Genomic DNA, 22,259 nt, shown 5'->3' on the forward strand with positions numbered 1-22,259 from the left:
CTGCAATAATATCCGTTTTAAATAATTTGCAAATATCAAATATTTCTTTTTCTATCATTCACAGCCATAAAATGGCATTGTTTACTGTTTCTCTCTTATTTTTATTCTTTATTTTAATTTTTACATTAATTTCTTACGTTTAAAGTTAATTATAAATAAGTACATTTATATTTTTTCATGTTAATTCTATATATTTAATATTAATTATTCAGTTTGCTCATACCTTTGTATTAAAAAGTTACAAGATTAAGTTAATCGTTTATCTATTCTGAAAATATTGATAATTAATAATTAAGAATTTATAAGCTTTTATTTTTCAAGCGTATCTTTTTCATTAATTGGATTTAACGCTGGGTAAACCTTTGTCATTGTTTATTCCGGAAGATTATTTCCTGAGTCGGTTATCTGCTGATACAGCCGTCAAGATAAGCAGATATTTTACAGCCGAGTAAGCAGATTCAAATTGTAGTACAGGGGGTTGGATTGTTGGTTTTGTAACTTTAATCAATCAGGAGAAAACCTATGAACAAGGTTTATCGGAATGTCTGGAATGAAAATACCCAAACATGGGTAGCCGCATCAGAGCTGGCGAATAGTAAAACCAAATCAAATACTGTTTGTGAACAATCAATAGTTAAAAAAATTATTAATAAGCTAGGACTGAAAAAAATTGTTAGCGTAACAATAACAGCGCTGATTTTAGAATGGCAGGCAATTGCTCCAGTATATGCAGCTAATGCGGCAATTGTCGGCGGCAATAACAGCGGTACAGTTTGGCCTGGTGGCGGCTATCAATATGGCGGCCATGGTAGCATGGTATTCTCGGGTGATGACGACCATTGTGGTGCAGACAGAGTTAATGGTCGCAGAACCGTTACCAATGGCATTTCAGCAACAGATGAATACTTACGTTTCATTAGAAATACTGCGTTTGCGAACGGTCGTCCGTACGGAAGCGTAACTTCTAACAAAGCAGAAGCATGGAGTGATGAAGGTAAGACCGATGGCGGAACCGGTTATCAGGCCGCCCCTACCGGCGGTGATAACAATGCAATGCCTGTAGCTTATGGTATTTATTCTTTTGCCTATGGCTGCGGTTCTTACGCTACCGGGAATTATTCCACTGCATTCGGAGCTAACGCAACTGCAACTGCGGGCGGAGCAATGGCTTTCGGCGTAGCATCTCTGGCTTCCGGCGCTGCATCAATTGCCTTTGGTATAAGCTCTCAGGCAACTGGTATTTCCAGTGTGGCTCTGGGCTCTATGGCTTCTTCAAATGGTACCGGCAGCGTAGCAGTTGGTTTAAGCAGTGCTGCAAATAATGATGGAGCGGTTGCTTTAGGCACCGGTGCAAATGCATCCGGTAACAGCAGTGTGGCAGTCGGTAATGCAGCACAGGCAGTTGGCGATCAGAGTATCAGTATTGGCGCGGGTAATCAGGTCAGCGGACGTAAATCCGGGGCAATCGGCGGCGCACAAAACAATGCCATTTTCAAGGATGGTGAAATAAGTGCAGCCCCGATCAACCCAACCAATATTACCGGTAACAACACTTATTCTCTTGGTAACGAAAACGGCACAATTGCTGTTGATGATTCTGGTGTTTTCGGTAATAAAAATACCATTAGCGGTACAACTGAAGGCGTAAATAATATCCGTATTGTTGGTAATAACAATACTGTTAGTTCAGCCAAAGATTTGGTTTTTGGTAATGATAATGCTGTTAGTTCAGCCAAAGATTTGGTTTTTGGTAATGATAATACCGTCACGGCCACTCGTGGCCTGATTCTGGGCAATGATAACACGGTTAATGCCGCTCGTGGCTTAATTATTGGTAATAACACAAGTTCAGGTGCCAATGCTACTGATGCAATTGCTATTGGTAACTCTGTCAGCGTTAGCAATGCCAGTGGTATTGCAATAGGTACCAGTGCTAAGACTATTGTAGACGCAGGTGTCGCTCTGGGCAGCGGATCAGTTGCCGATATTGAGAAAGGAAAAACCGGCTTTGACCCTACTGGTACAAATTCTGCTGCGAATAATCCGACCTGGACCAGCACCGCAGGTGCTGTTGCTATTGGTAATGCAGGCAGCGGAATAACCCGTCAGTTAACCGGTCTGGCAGCAGGTACAAACGATACCGATGCGGTGAATGTGGCACAGATGAAAAATCTGGCCAGTGTTACAACCACTGGTTTAAGCTCGTTGTCTACTGCTGTAAGCAAAGTCGGTGATATGAGCAATGTTAATAGTAATATCAGCACACTGAACAGCAATGTTTCTGCTTTGCAGTCTGATGCACTGCAATGGAAAAACAATGCCGATGGTTCCGGTGCCTATGATGCCAGCCATGGTACCAATCAGGCGCAGAAGATTACTAATGTGGCTGCCGGTCAGCTGGCAGACGATTCTACTGATGCTGTCAATGCCAGCCAGCTTTATCAGGTATCTACTTCTTCTGCTAGTGGTATCACTTCTTTATCCACTGTTGCTCTTAGCACTACCGGTAAACTGAATACGGTAAGCAGTAATGTTTCTGCTTTGCAGTCTGATGCACTGCAATGGAAAAACAATGCCGATGGGTCTGGTGCCTATGATGCCAGCCATGGTACTAATCAGGCGCAGAAGATTACTAATGTGGCTGCCGGTCTGGTGGAAGACGGTTCTACTGATGCAGTTAATGCCAGCCAGCTTTATCAGGTATCCACCTCTTCTGCTTCCGGTATCACTTCTTTATCTACCGCTGCTCTTAGCACCACCGGTAAACTGAATACGGTAAGCAACAATGTTTCTGCTTTGCAGTCTGATGCGCTGCAATGGAAAAATAATGTCAATGGTATCGGCGGCTTTTATGATGCCAGTCATGGCACTAATCAGGCACAGAAAATTACCAATGTAGCTGCCGGTCAGCTGGCAGACAATTCTACTGATGCGGTCAATGCCGGTCAGCTTTATCAGGTATCCACCTCTTCTGCTTCCGGTATCACTTCTTTATCTACCGCTGTGAGCCGTGTCAGTGATATGGCCAATGTAAATGGTAATATCAGTACACTGAGCAGCTCTGTTGCTGATTTAAAATCTGATGCGCTGCAATGGAAAAAGAATACCGATGGTTCCGGTGCCTATGATGCCAGCCATGGTACCAATCAGGCGCAGAAAATTACCAATGTGGCAGACGGTCAGCTGATAAATGGTTCTACTGATGCGGTTAATGCCGGTCAGCTTTATCAGGTATCCACCTCTTCTGCTTCCGGTATCACTTCTTTATCTACCGCTGCTCTTAGCACTACCGGCAAACTGAATACGGTAAGCAGTAATGTTTCTGCTTTGCAGTCTGATGCGCTGCAATGGAAAAACAATGCCGATGGTTCCAGTGCCTATGATGCCAGCCATGGTACTAATCAGGCTCAGAAGATTACTAATGTGGCTGCCGGTCAGCTGGCAGACGATTCTACTGATGCAGTTAATGCCAGCCAGCTTTATCAGGTATCCACCTCTTCTGCTTCCGGTATCACTTCTTTATCTACCGCTGCTCTAAACACCACCGGTAAACTAAATACGGTAAGCAGCAATGTTTCTGCTTTGCAGTCTGATGCACTGCAATGGAAAAATAATGTCAATGGTATCGGCGGCTTTTATGATGCCAGCCATGGCACTAATCAGGCACAGAAAATTACCAATGTAGCTGCCGGTCAGCTGGCAGACAATTCTACTGATGCGGTCAATGCCGGTCAGCTTTATCAGGTATCCACCTCTTCTGCTTCCGGTATCACTTCTTTATCTACCGCTGTGAGCCGTGTCAGTGATATGGCCAATGTGAATGGTAATATCAGTACACTGAGCAGCTCTGTTGCTGATTTAAAATCTGATGCGCTGCAATGGAAAAAGAATACCGATGGTTCCGGTGCCTATGATGCAAGCCATGGTACCAATCAGGCGCAGAAAATTACCAATGTGGCAGACGGTCAGCTGATAAATGGTTCTACTGATGCGGTTAATGCCGGTCAGCTTTATCAGGTATCTACTTCTTCTGCTAGTGGTATCACTTCTTTATCTACCGCTGCTCTTAGCACTACCGGTAAACTAAATACGGTAAGCAGCAATGTTTCTGCTTTGCAGTCTGATGCGCTGCAATGGAAAAACAATGCCGATGGTTCCGGTGCCTATGATGCCAGCCATGGTACTAATCAGGCTCAGAAGATTACTAATGTGGCTGCCGGTCAGCTGGCAGACGATTCTACTGATGCTGTAAATGCCAGCCAGCTTTATCAGGTATCTACTTCTTCTGCTAGTGGTATCACTTCTTTATCTACCGCTGCTCTAAACACCACCGGCAAACTGAATACGGTAAGCAGCAATGTTTCTGCTTTGCAGTCTGATGCGCTGCAATGGAAAAATAATGTCAATGGTATCGGCGGCTTTTATGATGCCAGTCATGGCACTAATCAGGCACAGAAAATTACCAATGTAGCTGCCGGCCAGCTGGCAGACAATTCTACTGATGCGGTCAATGCCGGTCAGCTTTATCAGTTATCCACCTCTTCTTCTACCAGCTTTAACTCATTGTCTACCATTGTGAGCCGTGTCAGTGATATGACCAATGTAAATGGTAATATCAGCACACTGAGCAGCTCTGTTGCTGATTTACAGTCTGATGCGCTGCAATGGAAAAATAATGTCAATGGCTCTGGTGCCTATGATGCCAGCCATGGTACTAATCAGGCGCAGAAGATTACTAATGTGGCTGCCGGTCAGCTGGCAGACAATTCTACTGATGCAGTCAATGCCAGCCAGCTTTATCAGGTATCTACTTCTTCTGCTAGTGGTATCACTTCTTTATCCACTGTTGCTCTAAGCACTACCGGTAAACTGAATACGGTAAGCAACGATGTCTCAGCTTTAAAATCTGATGCATTGCAGTGGAAAAGTAATGTAGACGGTAGCGGAGCTTATGATGCCAGTCACGGAACTAATCGTGCGCAGAAAATCACCAATATTGCTGCCGGTCATATAGATGAATACTCTACTGAGGCAGTCAATGCTGCTCAGTTTTATCAGCTATCTACTTCTTCATCTACCGGACTGAGTACATTATCATCCACTTTAAATCGTGCTGGTGATCTGACGAATGTTAACAGTAATATCAGTACATTAACTACTAAAGTGAATGATTTGGTTATTGATGCTCTGCAATGGCATGGAAATGCAGATGGTTCTGGTTTTTACGATGCCAGTCACGGAACCAACCGTGCGCAGAGAATCACCAATATTGCCGCCGGTCAGGTTAATGAACATTCTACTGATGCGGTCAATGCTGCCCAGCTCTACAGCTTATCCACAACGACTTCAACCAGTCTGAGTAATCTGAATGAGGCGGTAGCCACTACTGGTAATATTGCCAATATCTCTCATAATGTCAATGTCTTAAATGACCATGTAAGCACTCTGCTCAGTGGCGCGCTGCAATGGAAAAGTAATGCTGATGGCTCAGGCTTTTATGATGCCAGCCACGCAACAAGTAATCCGCAGAAAATCAGTAATGTAGCAGCTGGTGTACTGGATGAGCATTCTACTGATGCAGTCAATGCCGCTCAGCTCTACAGCTTGTCTACAATCACTTCGACCAGTCTGAGTAATCTGAATGAAGCGGTAGCTACTACTGGTAATATTTCTACTGTTGCCAGCAATGTTTATATCCTGAATAATCAAGTTAGTTCTCTGCTTAGTAATGCGTTGCAATGGCATGAAAATGCTGATGGTTCTGGTTTTTACGATGCCAGTCACGGGACATCCAGTCCTCAGAAAATCAGTAATTTAGCGGCCGGTGTACTGGATGAGCATTCTACTGATGCGGTTAATGCCGCTCAGCTCTACAGCTTGTCTACAACCACTTCAACCAGTCTGAGTAATCTGAACGCAGCGGTGGCCAATACAGGTAATGTTACCAACATCACTAACAATGTTACTCAGCTAATGGCTGACGCACTGCAATGGAAAAAGAATACCGATGGCTCTGGTGTTTATGATGCCAGTCATGGCACCAGTCAGGCGCAGAAAATTACCAATGTGGCTGCCGGTCAGCTGGAAGACGGTTCTACTGATGCGGTTAATGCCAGTCAGCTTTATCAGTTATCCACCTCTTCTGCTACCAGCTTCAGCTCACTGTCTACTGTTGTAAGCCGTGCCGGTGATCTGACCAATATCAATGGTAGTATCAGTACAGCAAACAGCAATATTGCTGCTTTACAGTCTGATGCGCTGCAATGGAAAAAGAATGTCAATGGTAACGGCGGCTTTTACGATGCCAGCCATGGCACCAGTCAGGCGCAGAAAATTACCAATGTGGCTGCCGGTCAGCTGGAAAACGGTTCTACTGATGCAGTCAATGCCGATCAGCTCTATCAGTTATCCACCTCTTCTGCTACCAGCTTCAGCTCACTGTCTACTGTTGTAAGCCGTGCCGGTGATCTGACCAATATCAATGGTAATATCAGTACAGCAAACAGCAATATTGCTGCTTTACAGTCTGATGCGCTGCAATGGAAAAAGAACACCGATGGTACTGGTGCCTATGATGCCAGCCATGGCACCACTCAGGCGCAGAAGATTACTAATGTGGCTGCCGGTCAGCTAGAAGACGGTTCTACTGATGCAGTTAATGCCAGCCAGCTTTATCAGGTATCCACCTCTTCTGCTTCCGGTATCACTTCTTTATCTACCGCTGCTCTAAACACCACCGGTAAACTGAATACGGTAAGCAGCAATGTTTCTGCTTTACAGTCTGATGCGCTGCAATGGAAAAACAATACCAATGGCTCTGGTGCTTATGATGCCAGCCATGGTACTAATCAGGCGCAGAAGATTACTAATGTGGCTGCCGGTCAGCTAGAAAACGGTTCTACTGATGCAGTTAATGCCGGTCAGCTCTATCAGTTATCCACCTCTTCTTCTACCAGCTTCAGCTCACTGTCTACTGTTGTAAGCCGTGCCGGTGATCTGACCAATATCAATGGTAATATCAGCACACTAAGCAGCTCTGTTGCTGATTTACAGTCTGATGCGCTGCAATGGAAAAAGAATACCGATGGCTCTGGTGCCTATGATGCCAGCCATGGTACCAGTCAGGCTCAGAAGATTACCAATGTAGCTAACGGTGATCTGACGTATAACTCTACCGATGCTGTAAATGGCAGCCAGTTATCTACTACTAATTCCAATCTGAGTATCGTTTCCAGCTCAGTACACAAAGTGAACGATACAGTAAACAAACTGGAAAAAGACAGCTTGCAATGGGTACAGGAAGAGAATGGCAACAGTTATTATGATGCCAGCCATGGTGTTACCAATGCCCGGTATCGAATTACCAATGTTGCAAACGGTTCACTGGCACCTGATTCATCAGATGTAGTGAATGGCAGCCAGCTATATACTACAAATTCTAGTATTAATGCTGTATCCACTTCGGTAAATTCAGTAACTGCTACTGTAACCAGACTGCAGGACAATACTCTGCAATGGAATGGATCTGCCTACGATGCCGGCCATGGTTCTACTATGGCGCAGAAAATCACCCGCGTAGCCGAAGCTGATTTAGCCCCGGATTCCACCGATGCAGTCAATGGCAGTCAGCTAAATCAGACTAATTCGAGGGTAGGCAGCTTAAGCTCTACAGTGGCGAATCTGAATGATAGCCTGAATAAGACCAATACGCGGATTAACAGTATTGCTGAATCCACTTCCAGAATTTCCGATAATTTGTCTTCTGCTACAGATAGAATCAATACTCTGGATCAGAATGCCCTGCAAATAAATGGTGAAAATTATGATGCAAACTACAAAAAAATCACCAATATTACAGGCGGAAAAATTGAACAAGGTTCAAATGAGGCAGTAACAGGCGGTCAGCTGTTTACCACCAATGAGAAACTGAACACCGTTTCCTCTTCTGTAGGTAATCTGACTGGCAGACTGAATGGTGCTATTGACCGTCTGGATACAGTTTCCGGCGCAACAGCTACGCTGTCGACCAGCTTAGCAGAGGTTAATACCAGCATCAGTACCCTGCGACGCGATGCACTGAGTTGGAATGGTAATGCTTATGATGCCAGCCATGGTTCCGGCACTGCCCAGAAGATTACCAATGTAGCAAACGGTACAGTGAGCAATAGTTCTACCGATGCCGTCAATGGCAGCCAGCTGTATAATCTGTCCACCTCACTGAGCAGCAGTCTTTCCACTGTGACTGCCGGTAACAATACCGGACTCTCTACTACCAACAGTAATGTTTCTACTTTGTCTAGTAGTCTGAGTTCTGCGGTGAATAACATCAGTAATCTGCAACGCGACGCACTGCAATGGAATGGTAATGCTTATGACGCCAGCCATGGTTCCGGCGCTGCTCAGAAGATTACTAACGTGGCCAACGGTACACTTAGCAGTGGTTCTACCGATGCCGTTAACGGTGACCAGCTGTATAATCTGTCTACCTCAATGATTAACAGTCTTTCCACTGTGACTGCCGGTAACAATACCAGTCTCTCTACTACCAACAGTAATGTCTCTACTTTGTCTAGTAGTCTGAGTTCTGCGGTGAATAACATCAGCAATCTGCAACGCGACGCACTGCAATGGAATGGTAATGCTTATGATGCCAGCCATGGCTCCGGTGCTGCCCAGAAGATTACTAACGTGGCCAACGGTACACTTAGCAGTGGCTCTACCGATGCCGTTAACGGTGACCAGCTGTATAATCTGTCCACCTCACTGAGCAGTAGTCTTTCCACTGCGACTGCCGGTAACAATACCGGGCTCTCTACTACCAACAGTAATATCTCTACTTTGTCTAGTAGTCTGAGCTCGGCAGTGAATAACATCAGTAATCTGCAACGCGACGCACTGCAATGGAATGGTAATGCTTATGATGCCAGCCATGGTTCCGGCGCTGCCCAGAAGATTACTAACGTAGCCAACGGTACACTTAGCAGTGGCTCTACCGATGCCGTTAACGGTGACCAGCTGTATAATCTGTCCACCTCACTGAGCAGTAGTCTTTCCACTGCGACTGCCGGTAACAATACCGGGCTCTCTACTACCAACAGTAATATCTCTACTTTGTCTAGTAGCCTGAGTTCTGCGGTGAATAACATCAGTAATCTGCAACGCGACGCACTGCAATGGAATGGTAATGCTTATGATGCCAGCCATGGTTCCGGCGCTGCCCAGAAGATTACCAACGTGGCTGCCGGTCAGCTGGCAGACGGTTCTACTGATGCAGTCAATGCCGGACAGTTATACAGTATTTCGTCTTCCATCATTAGCAGTGTATCAAGCTCAGTTGATCAGGTAGTTACTGAGAGCAGGACAACGATAGAAACGATGAACAAAGATATCAAAGCTGCTCAGGATGATATTAAAACTGCTCAGGATGATATTAAGACTTCAAAACGTTTGATTGACGAATTGCAGAAGAACTCAGTGCATTTTGACGATGGTACAACAGCCTTCTCAAATCAGCTGACTCGTGAAGCAAGCAACGAAAGAACCATTAGTGGAGTTGCAGACGGACGAGTAGACGCAACGTCTAATCAGGCAGTAAATGGTCGTCAGCTCTATTCGCTGTCCACTTCCACCTCAACTAGTCTGTCCAGCCTGCAGGATCAGCTTCACCTTGCTTCCGGCACCATACCGGCAGGAATATCCACAACATTGAGCTCATTACAGCTTAATGCCCTGCAATGGAACGGTTCAGCTTATGATGCCAGCCATGGCTCCGGCACTGCCCAGAAAATTACCAATGTTGCTTCTGGTGATACAGGCCAGAATTCAACAGAGGCAGTGAATGGCAGCCAGCTGTGGCAAATGAAAAATGAATGGAAACAGGATTTACAAAGTCTTTCCAGCTCAGTGGATAGCAAGCTGGCACAAAACAGTGGTGGCGGTAATGCTTCTGCGATCAATGAAGCAACTGAAAAAGCCAATCAGGCTATTTCGGATACCCAGAAACTGTCTGCTTCAACAGCTGATGCCCTGTCTGCAGTAGCAGCCAGCCTGGGCGGTAATGCCAGCTACAACCCGCTCACCAGAGCCGGCACAGGTGGTTTCACTGCACCAAGCTATACAACCAGCAATGCTGATGGTACTGCGGTAACAGCCAATAATGTAGGCGATGCCATTAACAATCTGTATAACGGCGGCAGCAAATATGCAAAAGTTAATTCCACTCAGGCTGTGGCTTCAGCAAGCGGAAGTGATGCTATTGCTGTAGGCGGTGCAGCAGCTGCCAGTGGTAAGGCTGCTGTAGCTATTGGTTCACAAGCAGCAGCCAGTGCAGAAAACGGCGTAGCTATTGGTAATCATGCCAGCGTTACTCAGAATGGCGGAATTGCGCTGGGTGCCAACTCTGTGGCCAATACGGCAGCAGGTATTAATGGCTACATTCCGGTTAGTGCCACAGCACAACAGGCAAGAGCCATTCAGGCAACCACCAGCACTCAGGCCGCTGTGTCTGTGGGTGACGCCGCCAATGGTGTTTACCGTCAGATTACAGGTGTCGCTGCAGGTACTGCTGACACTGATGCAGTCAATGTGGCACAGCTGAAAGGTGTTAATGCCCGCATGGAAAATATCAACCGCTACGTCAATGATGTTAACGACCGCGTACATCGTGTAGAACGGCGTGCCTATTCCGGTACTGCTCTGGCCATGGCACTGTCTGGTGCTTATCTGCCGCAGTTAAATGCCGGTGAACAGACAGTAGGTGTAGGCATGGGTTCATATCATGGTTATGCTGCAGTTGGTATTAACTACAAAGCCACAAACAATACCGGTAAGTTCTCATGGGGTGCAGGTGTCTCCACTACCGGACGTGAAACCGGCTTTAATGCAGGTATAGGCTATAAGTGGTAATCATCAGATAAATAGCTTCAAAATCGGGCATACCAGTGTATGCCCGATTTTTTGCTGAAAATAACAAATAAAAGCATTGAGAAATTACATTATCCTGATACTAAAGACTGAATGATGAAATACCAGTTTTTTTAGTTATATCAATTCGCTTCTAATACCAATAAAACAACACTTTAAAAATAAAACTGTTAACCATTAAACAAAAAATATTGCAAATACACTAAATCGAAGAATATGCAGCCGGTTTCTGTTTATTATCCATTTATATTATTCAATAGTCATCACAGCCTGTTCAGCGAATATGGCTACAGTTAAAGATATTCTGTCCTGTATACAATAAGTAATTACACAATCGTCTGCTTAATCTCGCATTTATCATAAAAATATGCAAAATACATAACAGCCGGCAATACATGCCAAAAAAATAAAAACTGGCTTTTCAGTCATAAAACAGACTTAATAATCCGGATAAACAAACCATTTTTACCCGGAATGAAAATGCATATCAGATAACTCATACATATATATGAGTCAATAATTGACAGTTCCCTGCTTTAGCGGCAAGATAAAGACGTTACGTTCAATAGCGTAACCAGCTTTGACAGGCTGAACAAAGAGGCAGACTTTTTGCTACTTACCAAAAAAGTAGCGTTGGTCTGTAAAAACCCATTGCCACCGCTTTTTTTCATGGTGGACAGTGGCAGGGAGGCTTTACGCCTACCGGTATACTCTTTGTCGGTCTGTCAACCCTGCCATTTGTCTGCCGCCATCTGTGTTTAACAGCACACTTGCGGTCTCATGATTAAAGAGAAGGGCAATGATATGAACATCTACAAAGCAAATCTCCCCTTTCAGAAACCACAATCTAACCTGTTTGCCCAAAAACTACTGACAATCAGGTGTCGTCCTGATACACAGATATACTACATACTTCATACAATTACTCATTCAGCATAAAATACAAAGGGAGAATAAACAATGAAACTTCTTGCGCCTGACAAGAATGCGCTATCCACAGCATTGCACGACAATCTACAACTGCAATACCCCTTTGCACTTTATTATATACAACAAACTACATCACTCGGCAGCCAATGGCATAACGAACCAGAGGAAATTACCGAATATACAGCCTATATCCTGTCACCCTATATCATCAAAGCCGACTCAGACTGGCAGGATAGCGGGTTGCTGGTTTTCAAGCCCTGTAACAGCATCATCAGTGCCGAAACCCTGGTATTTTCATTCTGCAAACAGCATAACTGGGAACCCCTGCTCTGGCAAGGGATAGAACCCATAGCACAACAAATATGGCAGGCAGTACACAGAACCTAATCATTTTCTGCTTATAGTAATTTCACCATAGGCGACTATTTTCGATAACTGTTTATTCATACCACCAAACCAGCCCGAACAGTTTTCTACTTCAAACTAACACATACCAATTAAAGTACTATCCGGAATCTGTTCCGGCTGATCATTTCCATAACCAGCGCTATCACAACCACAAGCTTAATTTAACATTACTTAACTTATATATCAATAGTTTGCCTACACCACAACAGCAAATAATTTAGAAATTCCTCCATCAGTTTTCCGGTTGGTAACGACCAGATTAAGATTGATAACAGCTGAAACCATTTCCAGCCGGCGTTTTCAGCTTTTTTAATCTATATATTTATTAATAAAGGATATATTCAATTGTCAATTTAGATTTGTTATTTATAAGACACTTTTACGGACAACCTCAAAAAATTACTGTTATTTGCACCACAATAAATAACAATAAACACCAGTAAAAAACATAATTTAATTATTTTCTAACATTGGTAAAAGGAGTATATTGATAATCCTTATCAATTGATATGCAGTCATATCTGATTCAATTTGTCTCAATATGAATAAAATAGGGAAATTATAAAATGCTGTTACAAAAAATTGCTATCGCCAGTGCCGCTCTTGTATCAATGGCAGCCTTTGCTCAGGAATACCCCATGGGCAAACCTATTATTAAAAACGGAATGGAAATTTCCGGTGTATATCTGCCGCCTATTACTATGGACACTGATGGCATGGATCACAGTAATATGCATTTGCCGGCCAGCAAATCCGACGTGCACATGGAAGCCGATATTCATGCAACAGAAGGTAATCCTAACGGCTTTGCCGAAGGAGACTGGATTCCTAATCTGAATATTGAATACTCCATTACCAAACTGACTAAAGGGAAATTCGAACATTCAGGTAAATTCATGTCTATGGTTGCCAATGACGGTCCCCACTATGGTGACAACATCAAACTGAATGGTCTGGGCAAATATCGTGTTACCTACCGTATCTCCCCACCAACAGCCAACCAGATGGCTCGCCATATTGACAAAGAAACCGGCGTAGCACCATGGTTCAAACCATTTGAAGTCAGCTGGGATTTTGATTATGCCGGTGTAGGCCGCAAAGGCAGCTATTAATCGCATTTAGCTGGCTGTGATCAGGGATTATTCTAGCTTCAACTGGCTGAATAATCCCTTATTACATTATTACTGCCACAACACCTTTCACTGTAAGAATATCTGTTATGAAAAAATTTCTTCTTATCTTATTGGGTTTATGCAGTCTTATGTTTTCATTTTCAGCCATTGCTGACGATAAAGTCACTCTGGAACTGAAAATGAAAGATGGTGATCTGATTCCCCTGACCCTCAATGCACCAGCCAACAAAATTATTCGCATTAAGGTTACCAATATTGGCAAAGGTCCCGTCGAATTTGAAAGTACCCAGCTGGTCAAAGAAAAAGTACTCGCCCCGGGCGCCTCATCAGTGGTCGTCATTGCCCCGAAAAAACCCGGTACCTATATCTTTTTCGATGACTTTCATCTGAATAAGCCCAAAGGGCAGTTAATAGTAAAATAAAAGCAGGAAATACAATGGGACAAACAATTTTTGTCGTCTGGCGTGAATGTTTCGAAGCATTACTGGTTGTCGGCATTATTTATGCATGGATTAAACGTAATCCTGACAATAGCCATGGTATGCGTTATTTGTTTGGCGGTGTCGGGCTTGGCGTACTGATTTCTGTCATACTGGCATTAATCATCAACGGCGTATTCAAAGCGCTTACCGATGACCATCAAACCATGTTTATGATGGGCATGTCTGCTGTTGCCTGCATACTGATTGTGCAAATGGTGTACTGGATGAACAAACACGCCCGAAATATGAAATCATCCCTGGAACAGGAAATGGCACAACAGGTAGCCCGCAATTCTTGGTGGGGAGCTCTGTTTATTATAGCCATTGCCATTGCCCGTGAAGGCAGTGAAATTGTCGTATTTCTGTCCGGCCAGATTATGCAGCTGAACAGTCAAAATTACTCCGGTTTCTGTCTTGCCGTACTTATCGGCATAGCAGTATCTGCCCTGACATTTTATGCATTTATTCTAACCAGCCGCTTCATCCAATGGAAAAAATTTTTTACCATAACCGGTATTGTCCTGTTATTTCTGGCCATTTCATTATTGCTGAGAGCTGTTGAAGACGGTACCAATATGCTGCTGGAGCATGACGTATCAATTCCTGATTTCCTCATTAGCCCGGCATGGGATACATCACATTTTATTGACGATAGCGGTCTGATTGGCAGTTTTGCTTCCTCACTGTTTGCCTACCGTTCCCAGCCAATGTGGATTAGCGTCATTACTTTTGGTGTATTCTGGTTATTAATGGCTATATTGTTTTTAAGGAAAAAATCCAGATAAGGCAGAACCTGCTGCATATCTGATTTACTTACTTTGGGCATGTGCCGGTTATTTCTTCAGCATATGATTTACCGGCACCATTCAATCATGATTTGAGTGTTTTTATACAGCCTTATCCTTCTCTAGCATTACTGATAACTAGCTCAGGCTGAAAATCATGCCCCAGCACTTAACACCCTTATCAACCATATCTATTACTTGCTGCAATATGGTGAATACGAACAAAAGATATGTCACGTTTGTCCCCTGCTGTCACAATAAAAAGTAATCGGCGCAATGCTTCATCAGTTGCTACAATTGCACTGAAAAACCCTGTAACTATAAATTTCATCGGAACAGGTCTTTAAATCAATTAATTTTAAAATAAAACGAGATTTAGAATGGAACAAACCTTTTTTATTGTCTGGCGTGAATGCTTTGTAACACTGATTGTTGTCGGCGTTATTTACTCATGGATTAAGCATAATCCGGACAGCAAAAGCGGGATGCGCCATCTGTTTAGCGGCTTGATACTCGGTGTACTGTTTCTGGCAGCAATTATCGGTGGTGTGTTCAGATATATTCCCGAAAAAAATCAAAAAATGCTTATGATGAGCATATTGATATTGATTACTTTATTGACATTTTTAGTTGTATTTTTGATGTTTGAGTATATCCTGAGCATGGGATCAGCAAAGGAACAGAAAAAAGCTCAACAGATGGCACGTTCATGGACAGCAGCCATGTTCATAGCAGCACTTACCATTGCCTGTGCAGGCAATGAAGTTATCTTATGGTTGTCCGGTCAGATCAGACAGCTGAATAATCCTGATTATACTAATTTATGCCTTACCGTAATTTCCGGCATTGCAGTATCTGCCCTGACATTTTATCCATTTGTTGTAATTAGCCGCCGCATGCAGTTGAAAAAATACCTTATCATAACCAGTATTATAATGTTAGTTCTGATTTTCCCCTCATATGTCAAAGCAGGTGTATATCTGTCGACACACAATGAACCCCTTCCTGATATTATGATGTGGCCGGCAGTGAAAATCTCACATTTTATTGACAATAGCTTTCTGTCCGACAGCTTTCCTGACTTAATTTCTGCCTATAATTCGCCGCCTGTATGGTTTAGCATCATTTCATTTGTTAGTTTCCTGCTATTAATCGCCATACAGCTCTTCTTAAGGAAAATTTTAAATGACACAGAATAAGTTCTGTACACTATTTATTATTTGCTCTTTACTGGTGCCTGCCATTGCTGTAGCACATGGTTTAAGGGCACCAATTATCAATGATTCTAATGCTGTAGTCGCAAAAGGGGATATTCCCACTCCGGAAAAATACCAGTCAGCAATTCGTAATTATCAGCAGGAAGTTGTACTGCAACTAAAAACCACTCAGCAATATCTTAATGCGATTGAGAATGCCTGCAAAAACGGACAGCTGCAACAGGCGCAACAAAATTATATCCGTGCCCATCAGAGTTACGAACAAGTACGGGTTATCGTTAAACTGTTTGGTAATGCCGACCAGAATATTAATTCGCGCGCTGATTATTATCTGCAAGGTACCGATGATCCGAATTTCAGCGGTTTTCACCGTTTAGAATATGATTTATTTAAACTCAAAGACCTACAGCAAGCACAGGCAGAAAACAGCAATCTGCAATATGAAATTATTGATTTACAAAAACGTGTAGCTGCCGATGATCTGGATATTGCCAAAATAGTTCAGTCAGCATCCGACTTTCTGGAAATGATTCTGCAAACCAAACTTGCCGGCAAAGAAAATCAGTATAGCCACAGTGATCTGGCCGATATCCATGCCAATGTAACCGGTTCAGCACAAATCATCCAGCATCTGCAGAGCTTTATTCCGGCAGAGCAGCGTAAAACACTGAATCATGGTTACCAGCAGATTTTTGCCATTCTGCAGCATTATCAACTGCCCCAGAACCAATTCCAAAGTTTCAGCCGGCTCAGCCAGACAGATCACGATATCCTGTACTCCTTACTAAGTACGCAGACAGCACGGCTGGCCCAGCTTAGGGCGCAACTAAATATACGTGTTTATTATAAATATCCTCATTAAGGTTCAAGTTATGTCTAAAAACACTTTCAGACATCAGCCTGTCTCAACTGCTTCGCCTGAAGACAATCCGGCCAGCACTACGCGACGCAATAGCATGAAAATGCTGCTGGCCGGAGGGCTGGGTTTCGCCAGTCTTAGCGCCGTCAAAGCAGCCAATGCGGCCGGCAACTGTACTCATGATTACAATCAGGCCGTTGATTACTGGGGTAGCCATCAGGCTGGCGTAATTACCCCCGACACCAAAGAAGCTATCTTTGTTGTCTTCAACGTTACTGTAAAAAACAAAAAAGAGCTGCAACAGTTATTCCAGCGGATTTCACAACGTATTGCCTATCTCACCAGACCACAAACACTCACAGCAGGTAAAAATGACCAGCTTCCTCCGGCAGAATCCGGGCTGCTGGGTCAAAATCTGTCTCCCGACTCACTGACAATTACCCTGGCCGTGGGTGCCAGCCTGTTTGACCAGCGTTTTGGTCTGTCTCAGCTCAAACCCAAAAAACTGATTCCTATGCCCCGCTTTCCCAACGACCGGCTGGAAAAAGCATGGTGCGGCGGAGATTTATCAATCCAGTTCTGCGCCAACAGCCGCGAAAGTGTCATTTATGCCCTGCGCGATCTGATTAGTCATTGTAATCAGTATATGGTGCCGGTATGGAAAATGGATGGATTTCTACCGGCCAGAGATATCGACAATCACACTACCGCTATTAATCTGTTTGGTTTTAAAGACGGTACCGGTAATGGCTCCATTAGTGATAGCAAACTGATGGATGAACTGGTATGGGTAACCAAGAACAACCAGGAACCGGCATGGTGTCTGGGCGGCAGTTATCAGGCAATCCGTCTGATTCGCTTCAATCTCGAATTCTGGGACAGAACCCCGCTGGAAGATCAGGAAAATGATTTTGGCCGTTACAAAACCAGCGGAGCACCCATTGGTATGCAGCATGAAATGGATGACCCGAAAATGAACAGTGACCCTCATGGCGACCGCATTCTGTTTGATTCACACATGCGCCGTGCAGAACCACGTATTCCTGAACGGCACGTGGCCAAACTGCGCCGGCGCAGTTTCAGTTACTCGCTGGGTGTATTACCTAACGGGCAACTTGATATGGGTCTGATTTTTGTTGCCTATCAGAACGACCTGAAAAAAGGTTTTATTGATACCCAGAATCGCCTGAATGGCGAACCGATGGAACGTTATATCAAACCATTCGGCGGCGGATTTTTCTTTGTTTTACCGGGAATGGCCAAAGAAAATGACTATCTGGGCAGACTGCTGCTTGAAGGATAAACAGTATCAAAACAGATGTTTATAAGTCTTAAAAAATAAAATACTGAAATAAAAAAGCACTACAGCATCAACTGTAGTGCTTTCATTTATCTGACTTATCACTAAATAAATCAGCAATTCCTCAGCCACCTAATATTTTATCTACAATTTCACGGCTATCTTTGGACAGCCCGTCATGTTTTTGAATCCGCTGTAACTGCTCAGCCATTAAGGCTTTGCGTTGCGGTTCCAGCCGACCGTACAGATTAAATGCCTGTACCAGACGAGAAGCCACCTGCGGATTAAATCCGTCAATGTGCAATATATGCTCAGCAATAAAACGGTAACCACTGCCATCGGCCGCATGAAAGTGCTGAATATTCCGGCTAAAGCTACCCAGTAAAGAACGTACCTTATTCGGATTTTCTAAGCTGAAAGCGTGGTTCTGTAATGCTGCCTGCACCTGTTGCAAAGTATCCGTCCGCTGGCTGCTGCCTATCAGAGTAAAATACTTATCCATGACCAAATCATCATGAGCATGGCGCTGAGCAAACTGGTCTAATAACTCATTACGCTTTGTATCAGCCAAATGATTAATGGCCAGAAGCATTCCGAATTCATGCGTCATATTGGTAGCCCGCTGCGGATACTCAGCAGCAATGCTTTGCAATAATTCTGCTCTGGCCTGTACGCCCCATTGCAGTAAAGTATTGCGCAGGCTGCGAATACCGGCCAGATCAGGATGGTATTCCTGCGGGGCAGCATGTTTGCTGTTCTGCTCCTGCTCATCAGCCCACTGACGCCAGTGTGTCAGTGTATCCTCCATACTGCAAGCCAGATCCTGCAACAGTGCCTGACGTGCACGAACATACAGCTCGGGATTAATGCTCTGAGCATCTTCCCACAATTCAGCTTCAGCCGGTACTTGCAACAACACTGCCTTATACGCCGGATCAATATCAGCATTCAGTGCCGCCGTAATGGCCTGAGCCAGCGCAGCATGATGTGGTACAGGCTGACCGGCTTCAAGCGCAGCCAGATTTGCCGTAATGGCACGCCGGTACAGAGTTTGTGCTGCTTCCCAGCGGGCAAAAGAATCACTATCATGTGCCAGTAACAGCATTAAATCAGCATCACTATAGGGATACTCCAGTCTCACCGGAGCACTGAATCCGCGCAATAATGACGGTATTACTTCTTGTGTTACATCATTAAAGACAAAAGTCTGCTCAGCCTGATTAAATACCAGTACCGCTTCCTCAACCACAGATTCACTGTTATCCAGCCGGAACGAAACTAGTGAGCCATCTTTACCGATTAAACCGGCTTTTACCGGAATCACCATTGGCTGTTTTTCATTCATATCCGGTGTGGGCGGAATAGATTGCTGCAAATGCAGACTAAATGTACGTTTTTCCGCATCATATTCACCACGTGCTTTAACCTGCGGTGTACCGGCCTGACTGTACCACAACGCAAACTGTTCCAGATTAACACCATTGGCATCAGCCATAGCCGCACGAAAATCGTCACAGGTAACAGCCTGTCCGTCATGCCGCTGGAAATAAAGCTGCATTCCTTTCTGAAAACCTGCTTCACCGAGAAGAGTATGGTACATACGTACCACTTCGGCACCTTTTTCATACACAGTCAACGTATAGAAATTATTCATTTCCTCGTATGAAGCCGGTCGTACCGGATGTGCCATCGGACCGGCATCTTCCGCAAACTGCATACTGCGCAATACTCTGACATTATGAATACGGCGAACAGCTCTGCTGGCCCGGTCGGCTGAAAATTCCTGATCACGAAAAACGGTCAGCCCCTCTTTCAGCGACAACTGAAACCAGTCCCGGCAAGTGACCCGGTTACCTGTCCAGTTGTGGAAATACTCATGCCCGATCACACCCTCTATCGCCTCAAAATCAGCATCTGTAGCTGTATCACTGCTGGCAAGCACATATTTGGTGTTGAAAATATTCAGGCCCTTATTTTCCATGGCGCCCATATTAAAATCACCAACAGCCACCACCATAAAAATATTTAAATCATATTCCAGATTAAAGCGCTCTTCATCCCACTGCATGGCATGCTTCAGCGACTCCAGAGCAAAACCTGCCTTAGCACGGTCTTCCGGACGGGTATAAAATTTCAGCGCCACTTCTTTACCGCTACAGGTAGTAAAACTGCCTTCGAGCACCGCCAGCTTGCCTGCTACCAGAGCAAACAGATAGCTTGGCTTGGCAAACGGGTCACGCCAGCATACCCAGTGACGGCCATTATCCAGCTCACCATTATCAATCAGATTACCGTTAGACAGCATAACCGGATACTGCTCTTTGTCACCAATAATGGTGGTGGTAAACTGGCTCATCACATCCGGACGGTCAAAGTAATAAGTAATTTTACGGAAGCCCTCCGGCTCATTCTGGGTATACAGATTATTACCGGATTCATATAAACCCATCAGCGTTTTATTCTGTGCCGGATATAGTCTGGTCGTGATTTCCAGCACAAACTGTCTGTCCGGTACCGTATGAATAATCAGCTTTTCATCTGCCACAGCATACTCATGCGGATATAAGGATTTACCATCTAAAACAATCTGCAATAGTTCCGCACTGCCATCAAGCACACAAGGTTTTTGCGTCTGCTTTGGTACAACAGTCATACGATTGATTACTGTGGTATAAGCTTCGTCCAGAGTAAAAGTCAGATTAATATCTGCCACCGCAAAATCCGGTGCCTGATAATCTTTAAGATAATGAACCACTTTTTCTTCACTCATCATTAACACTCTTTATTCAAATCTGTTTCGGTTATTGTACGACTGCCATCAATACAATCAACCTCATCATGCCCTGTCCGGCAACATAATTATCTTTAAATACGGCCATGTTCGCCGTTCTCAATTCCTGCCGGCTATTAATAGCAGAATTGGCAATTATTATTCATATTTAACCTGATAACGACCACCGTTATCAGAACTATCATTTTTTTTCAGCATAGATAACAATAAAGAGGCAGCTGCTGATAATGCCATCCATATAGCAACAAAACAGATAACCGGAAAATAACTACCGCAATATACCCGCAGCAAACCACCAAGCCAGGCGGTTAATAAACCGCTAATCTGATGAATCAGAAAAAATGCACCAAAAATAAAGCCTTTATACCGATAACCGAAAATAGAACCGGCCAGACGGGATATAATAATGACGGTTCCCATATAAGTTATTCCGAAAAAAATCCCGAACAGCGGTACCATCATTGGTTCCGGCCACAGAGCCAGTGCCATGAGCGTTATACAACGCACGATATACAGCAGACACAGCAATAAAGGCAGAGATACTTTTTTAGCCACCAGATAACCAATCAGTACACTGCCCACGGCTTCCGCCAGCCCCAGCAAACTCAGTGAAGTACCGGTAAACAGATTGGCGGTTTCATTCTGGCTTAATATTTCCTGTATTGTCGGAACATAATGTACATCAATAAAAATCATTGACGTACCGCAGCCGGAAAAAGCTAAGGCAGACAGCACAAACCGACGGTCCAGATACCAGTAACGGGGTAAAGGTGCGGTAATATTCGGGCTGACCGGCTTAGGCTTAGATTTAGATGATATATTTGCAGGCTGCACTATTACTTTTTCAGGCACCCGGATACCTTCCATCCAGTTCAGCAATGCCGGAACAATAGCCAGACAGGCAAATACACCGGCCAAAATAGCACAAAGCATCGGCCATGAGATAAACCCGTCCAGATAAATCCACAGAGGAGACAATATCATCAGACCGGCAGCGATACCGTTAGTGGTCAGCACATACGCAAACTGGCGCCGCTCAGGTATCACATATCTGTCAATCAGAATACTGACCGGTACAAAAGTCAGTGCAGCAACCGCATATGCAGCCAGCAGCAGAAACCCCAGCACAAAAGTCATGAAACTGTTACTAGAGGAAAATAGTAAAAAGGCACAGGCAGCAGCCAGCATTCCCGATAACAGAACATGACCAGCACCACAACGGTCACACAGCTTACCGACTAATGCTGAGTAAATACCTTGCGCAAGGCCAAAAAAACCACCAACCAGAGCCATTGTTTCAATACTCACAGCATAATGATCTACCAGACTGGTAAAATAAACCTGATAAACCCCTTTTATGGCTGTGCTGATAAACATCACAATAAAACCATAGCCCACCACTAATCCGGTCTGGATTGCGCGCATGGACAA

The 22,259-nt window shown here is 44.3% G+C and carries 10 protein-coding genes; 8 read left to right on the plus strand and 2 right to left on the minus strand.

All coding sequences use genetic code 11. The features are described 5' to 3' along the window. Positions 1-522: 522 nt before the first annotated feature. From SALWKB2_RS12140 to efeB, 8 genes are all read left to right on the plus strand, one after another. Positions 523-10,905 carry an ESPR-type extended signal peptide-containing protein gene (locus SALWKB2_RS12140; protein WP_025331584.1) on the plus strand — a complete coding sequence of 3,461 codons (10,383 nt, stop codon included), beginning with the start codon at positions 523-525 and terminating at the stop codon, positions 10,903-10,905. Positions 10,906-11,883: 978 nt separating this feature from the next. After that, positions 11,884-12,240 carry a hypothetical protein gene (locus SALWKB2_RS10255; RefSeq protein ID WP_025331585.1) on the plus strand — a complete coding sequence of 119 codons (357 nt, stop codon included), beginning with the start codon at positions 11,884-11,886 and terminating at the stop codon, positions 12,238-12,240. Between the two features lie 587 nt (positions 12,241-12,827). Next, a complete protein-coding gene (locus tag SALWKB2_RS10260) occupies positions 12,828-13,373 on the plus strand; it encodes an iron transporter (RefSeq protein ID WP_025331586.1) in 546 nt (181 codons plus the stop codon). Positions 13,374-13,480: 107 nt separating this feature from the next. Beyond that, the gene (locus tag SALWKB2_RS10265; RefSeq protein WP_025331587.1) at positions 13,481-13,816 is read left to right on the plus strand and encodes a cupredoxin domain-containing protein; all 336 of its coding nucleotides are present in this window, start codon (positions 13,481-13,483) and stop codon (positions 13,814-13,816) included. Between the two features lie 14 nt (positions 13,817-13,830). Further along, positions 13,831-14,661 carry an FTR1 family iron permease gene (locus SALWKB2_RS10270; protein WP_025331588.1) on the plus strand — a complete coding sequence of 277 codons (831 nt, stop codon included), beginning with the start codon at positions 13,831-13,833 and terminating at the stop codon, positions 14,659-14,661. Between the two features lie 380 nt (positions 14,662-15,041). Continuing rightward, entirely contained in the window at positions 15,042-15,860 is an 819-nt protein-coding gene (locus SALWKB2_RS10275) for an FTR1 family protein (protein WP_025331589.1), read from the plus strand. Then, on the plus strand, positions 15,847-16,740 hold the full coding sequence (locus tag SALWKB2_RS10280) for an EfeM/EfeO family lipoprotein (RefSeq protein WP_025331590.1): 894 nt from the start codon (positions 15,847-15,849) through the stop codon (positions 16,738-16,740). Before SALWKB2_RS10275 ends, SALWKB2_RS10280 begins: the two co-directional genes overlap by 14 nt. A 10-nt stretch (positions 16,741-16,750) precedes the next feature. Further along, entirely contained in the window at positions 16,751-18,040 is a 1,290-nt protein-coding gene (gene efeB / locus SALWKB2_RS10285) for an iron uptake transporter deferrochelatase/peroxidase subunit (RefSeq protein ID WP_025331591.1), read from the plus strand. A gap of 121 nt (positions 18,041-18,161) precedes the next feature. Here the strand turns inward: efeB and pepN are convergent, their stop codons facing one another. Together pepN and SALWKB2_RS10295 are read right to left on the minus strand one after the other, a co-directional pair. Beyond that, on the minus strand, positions 18,162-20,807 hold the full coding sequence (gene pepN / locus SALWKB2_RS10290; protein WP_025331592.1) for an aminopeptidase N: 2,646 nt from the start codon (positions 20,805-20,807) through the stop codon (positions 18,162-18,164). A 159-nt stretch (positions 20,808-20,966) separates the two neighbouring features. Beyond that, positions 20,967-22,253, minus strand: coding sequence for an MFS transporter (locus SALWKB2_RS10295; protein WP_025331593.1), 1,287 nt, complete (start codon positions 22,251-22,253; stop codon positions 20,967-20,969). Positions 22,254-22,259 lie beyond the last annotated feature (6 nt).

It is taken from the genome of Snodgrassella alvi wkB2, assembly GCF_000600005.1.
In the GTDB taxonomy this organism is placed as follows: Bacteria; Pseudomonadota; Gammaproteobacteria; order Burkholderiales; family Neisseriaceae; genus Snodgrassella; species Snodgrassella alvi.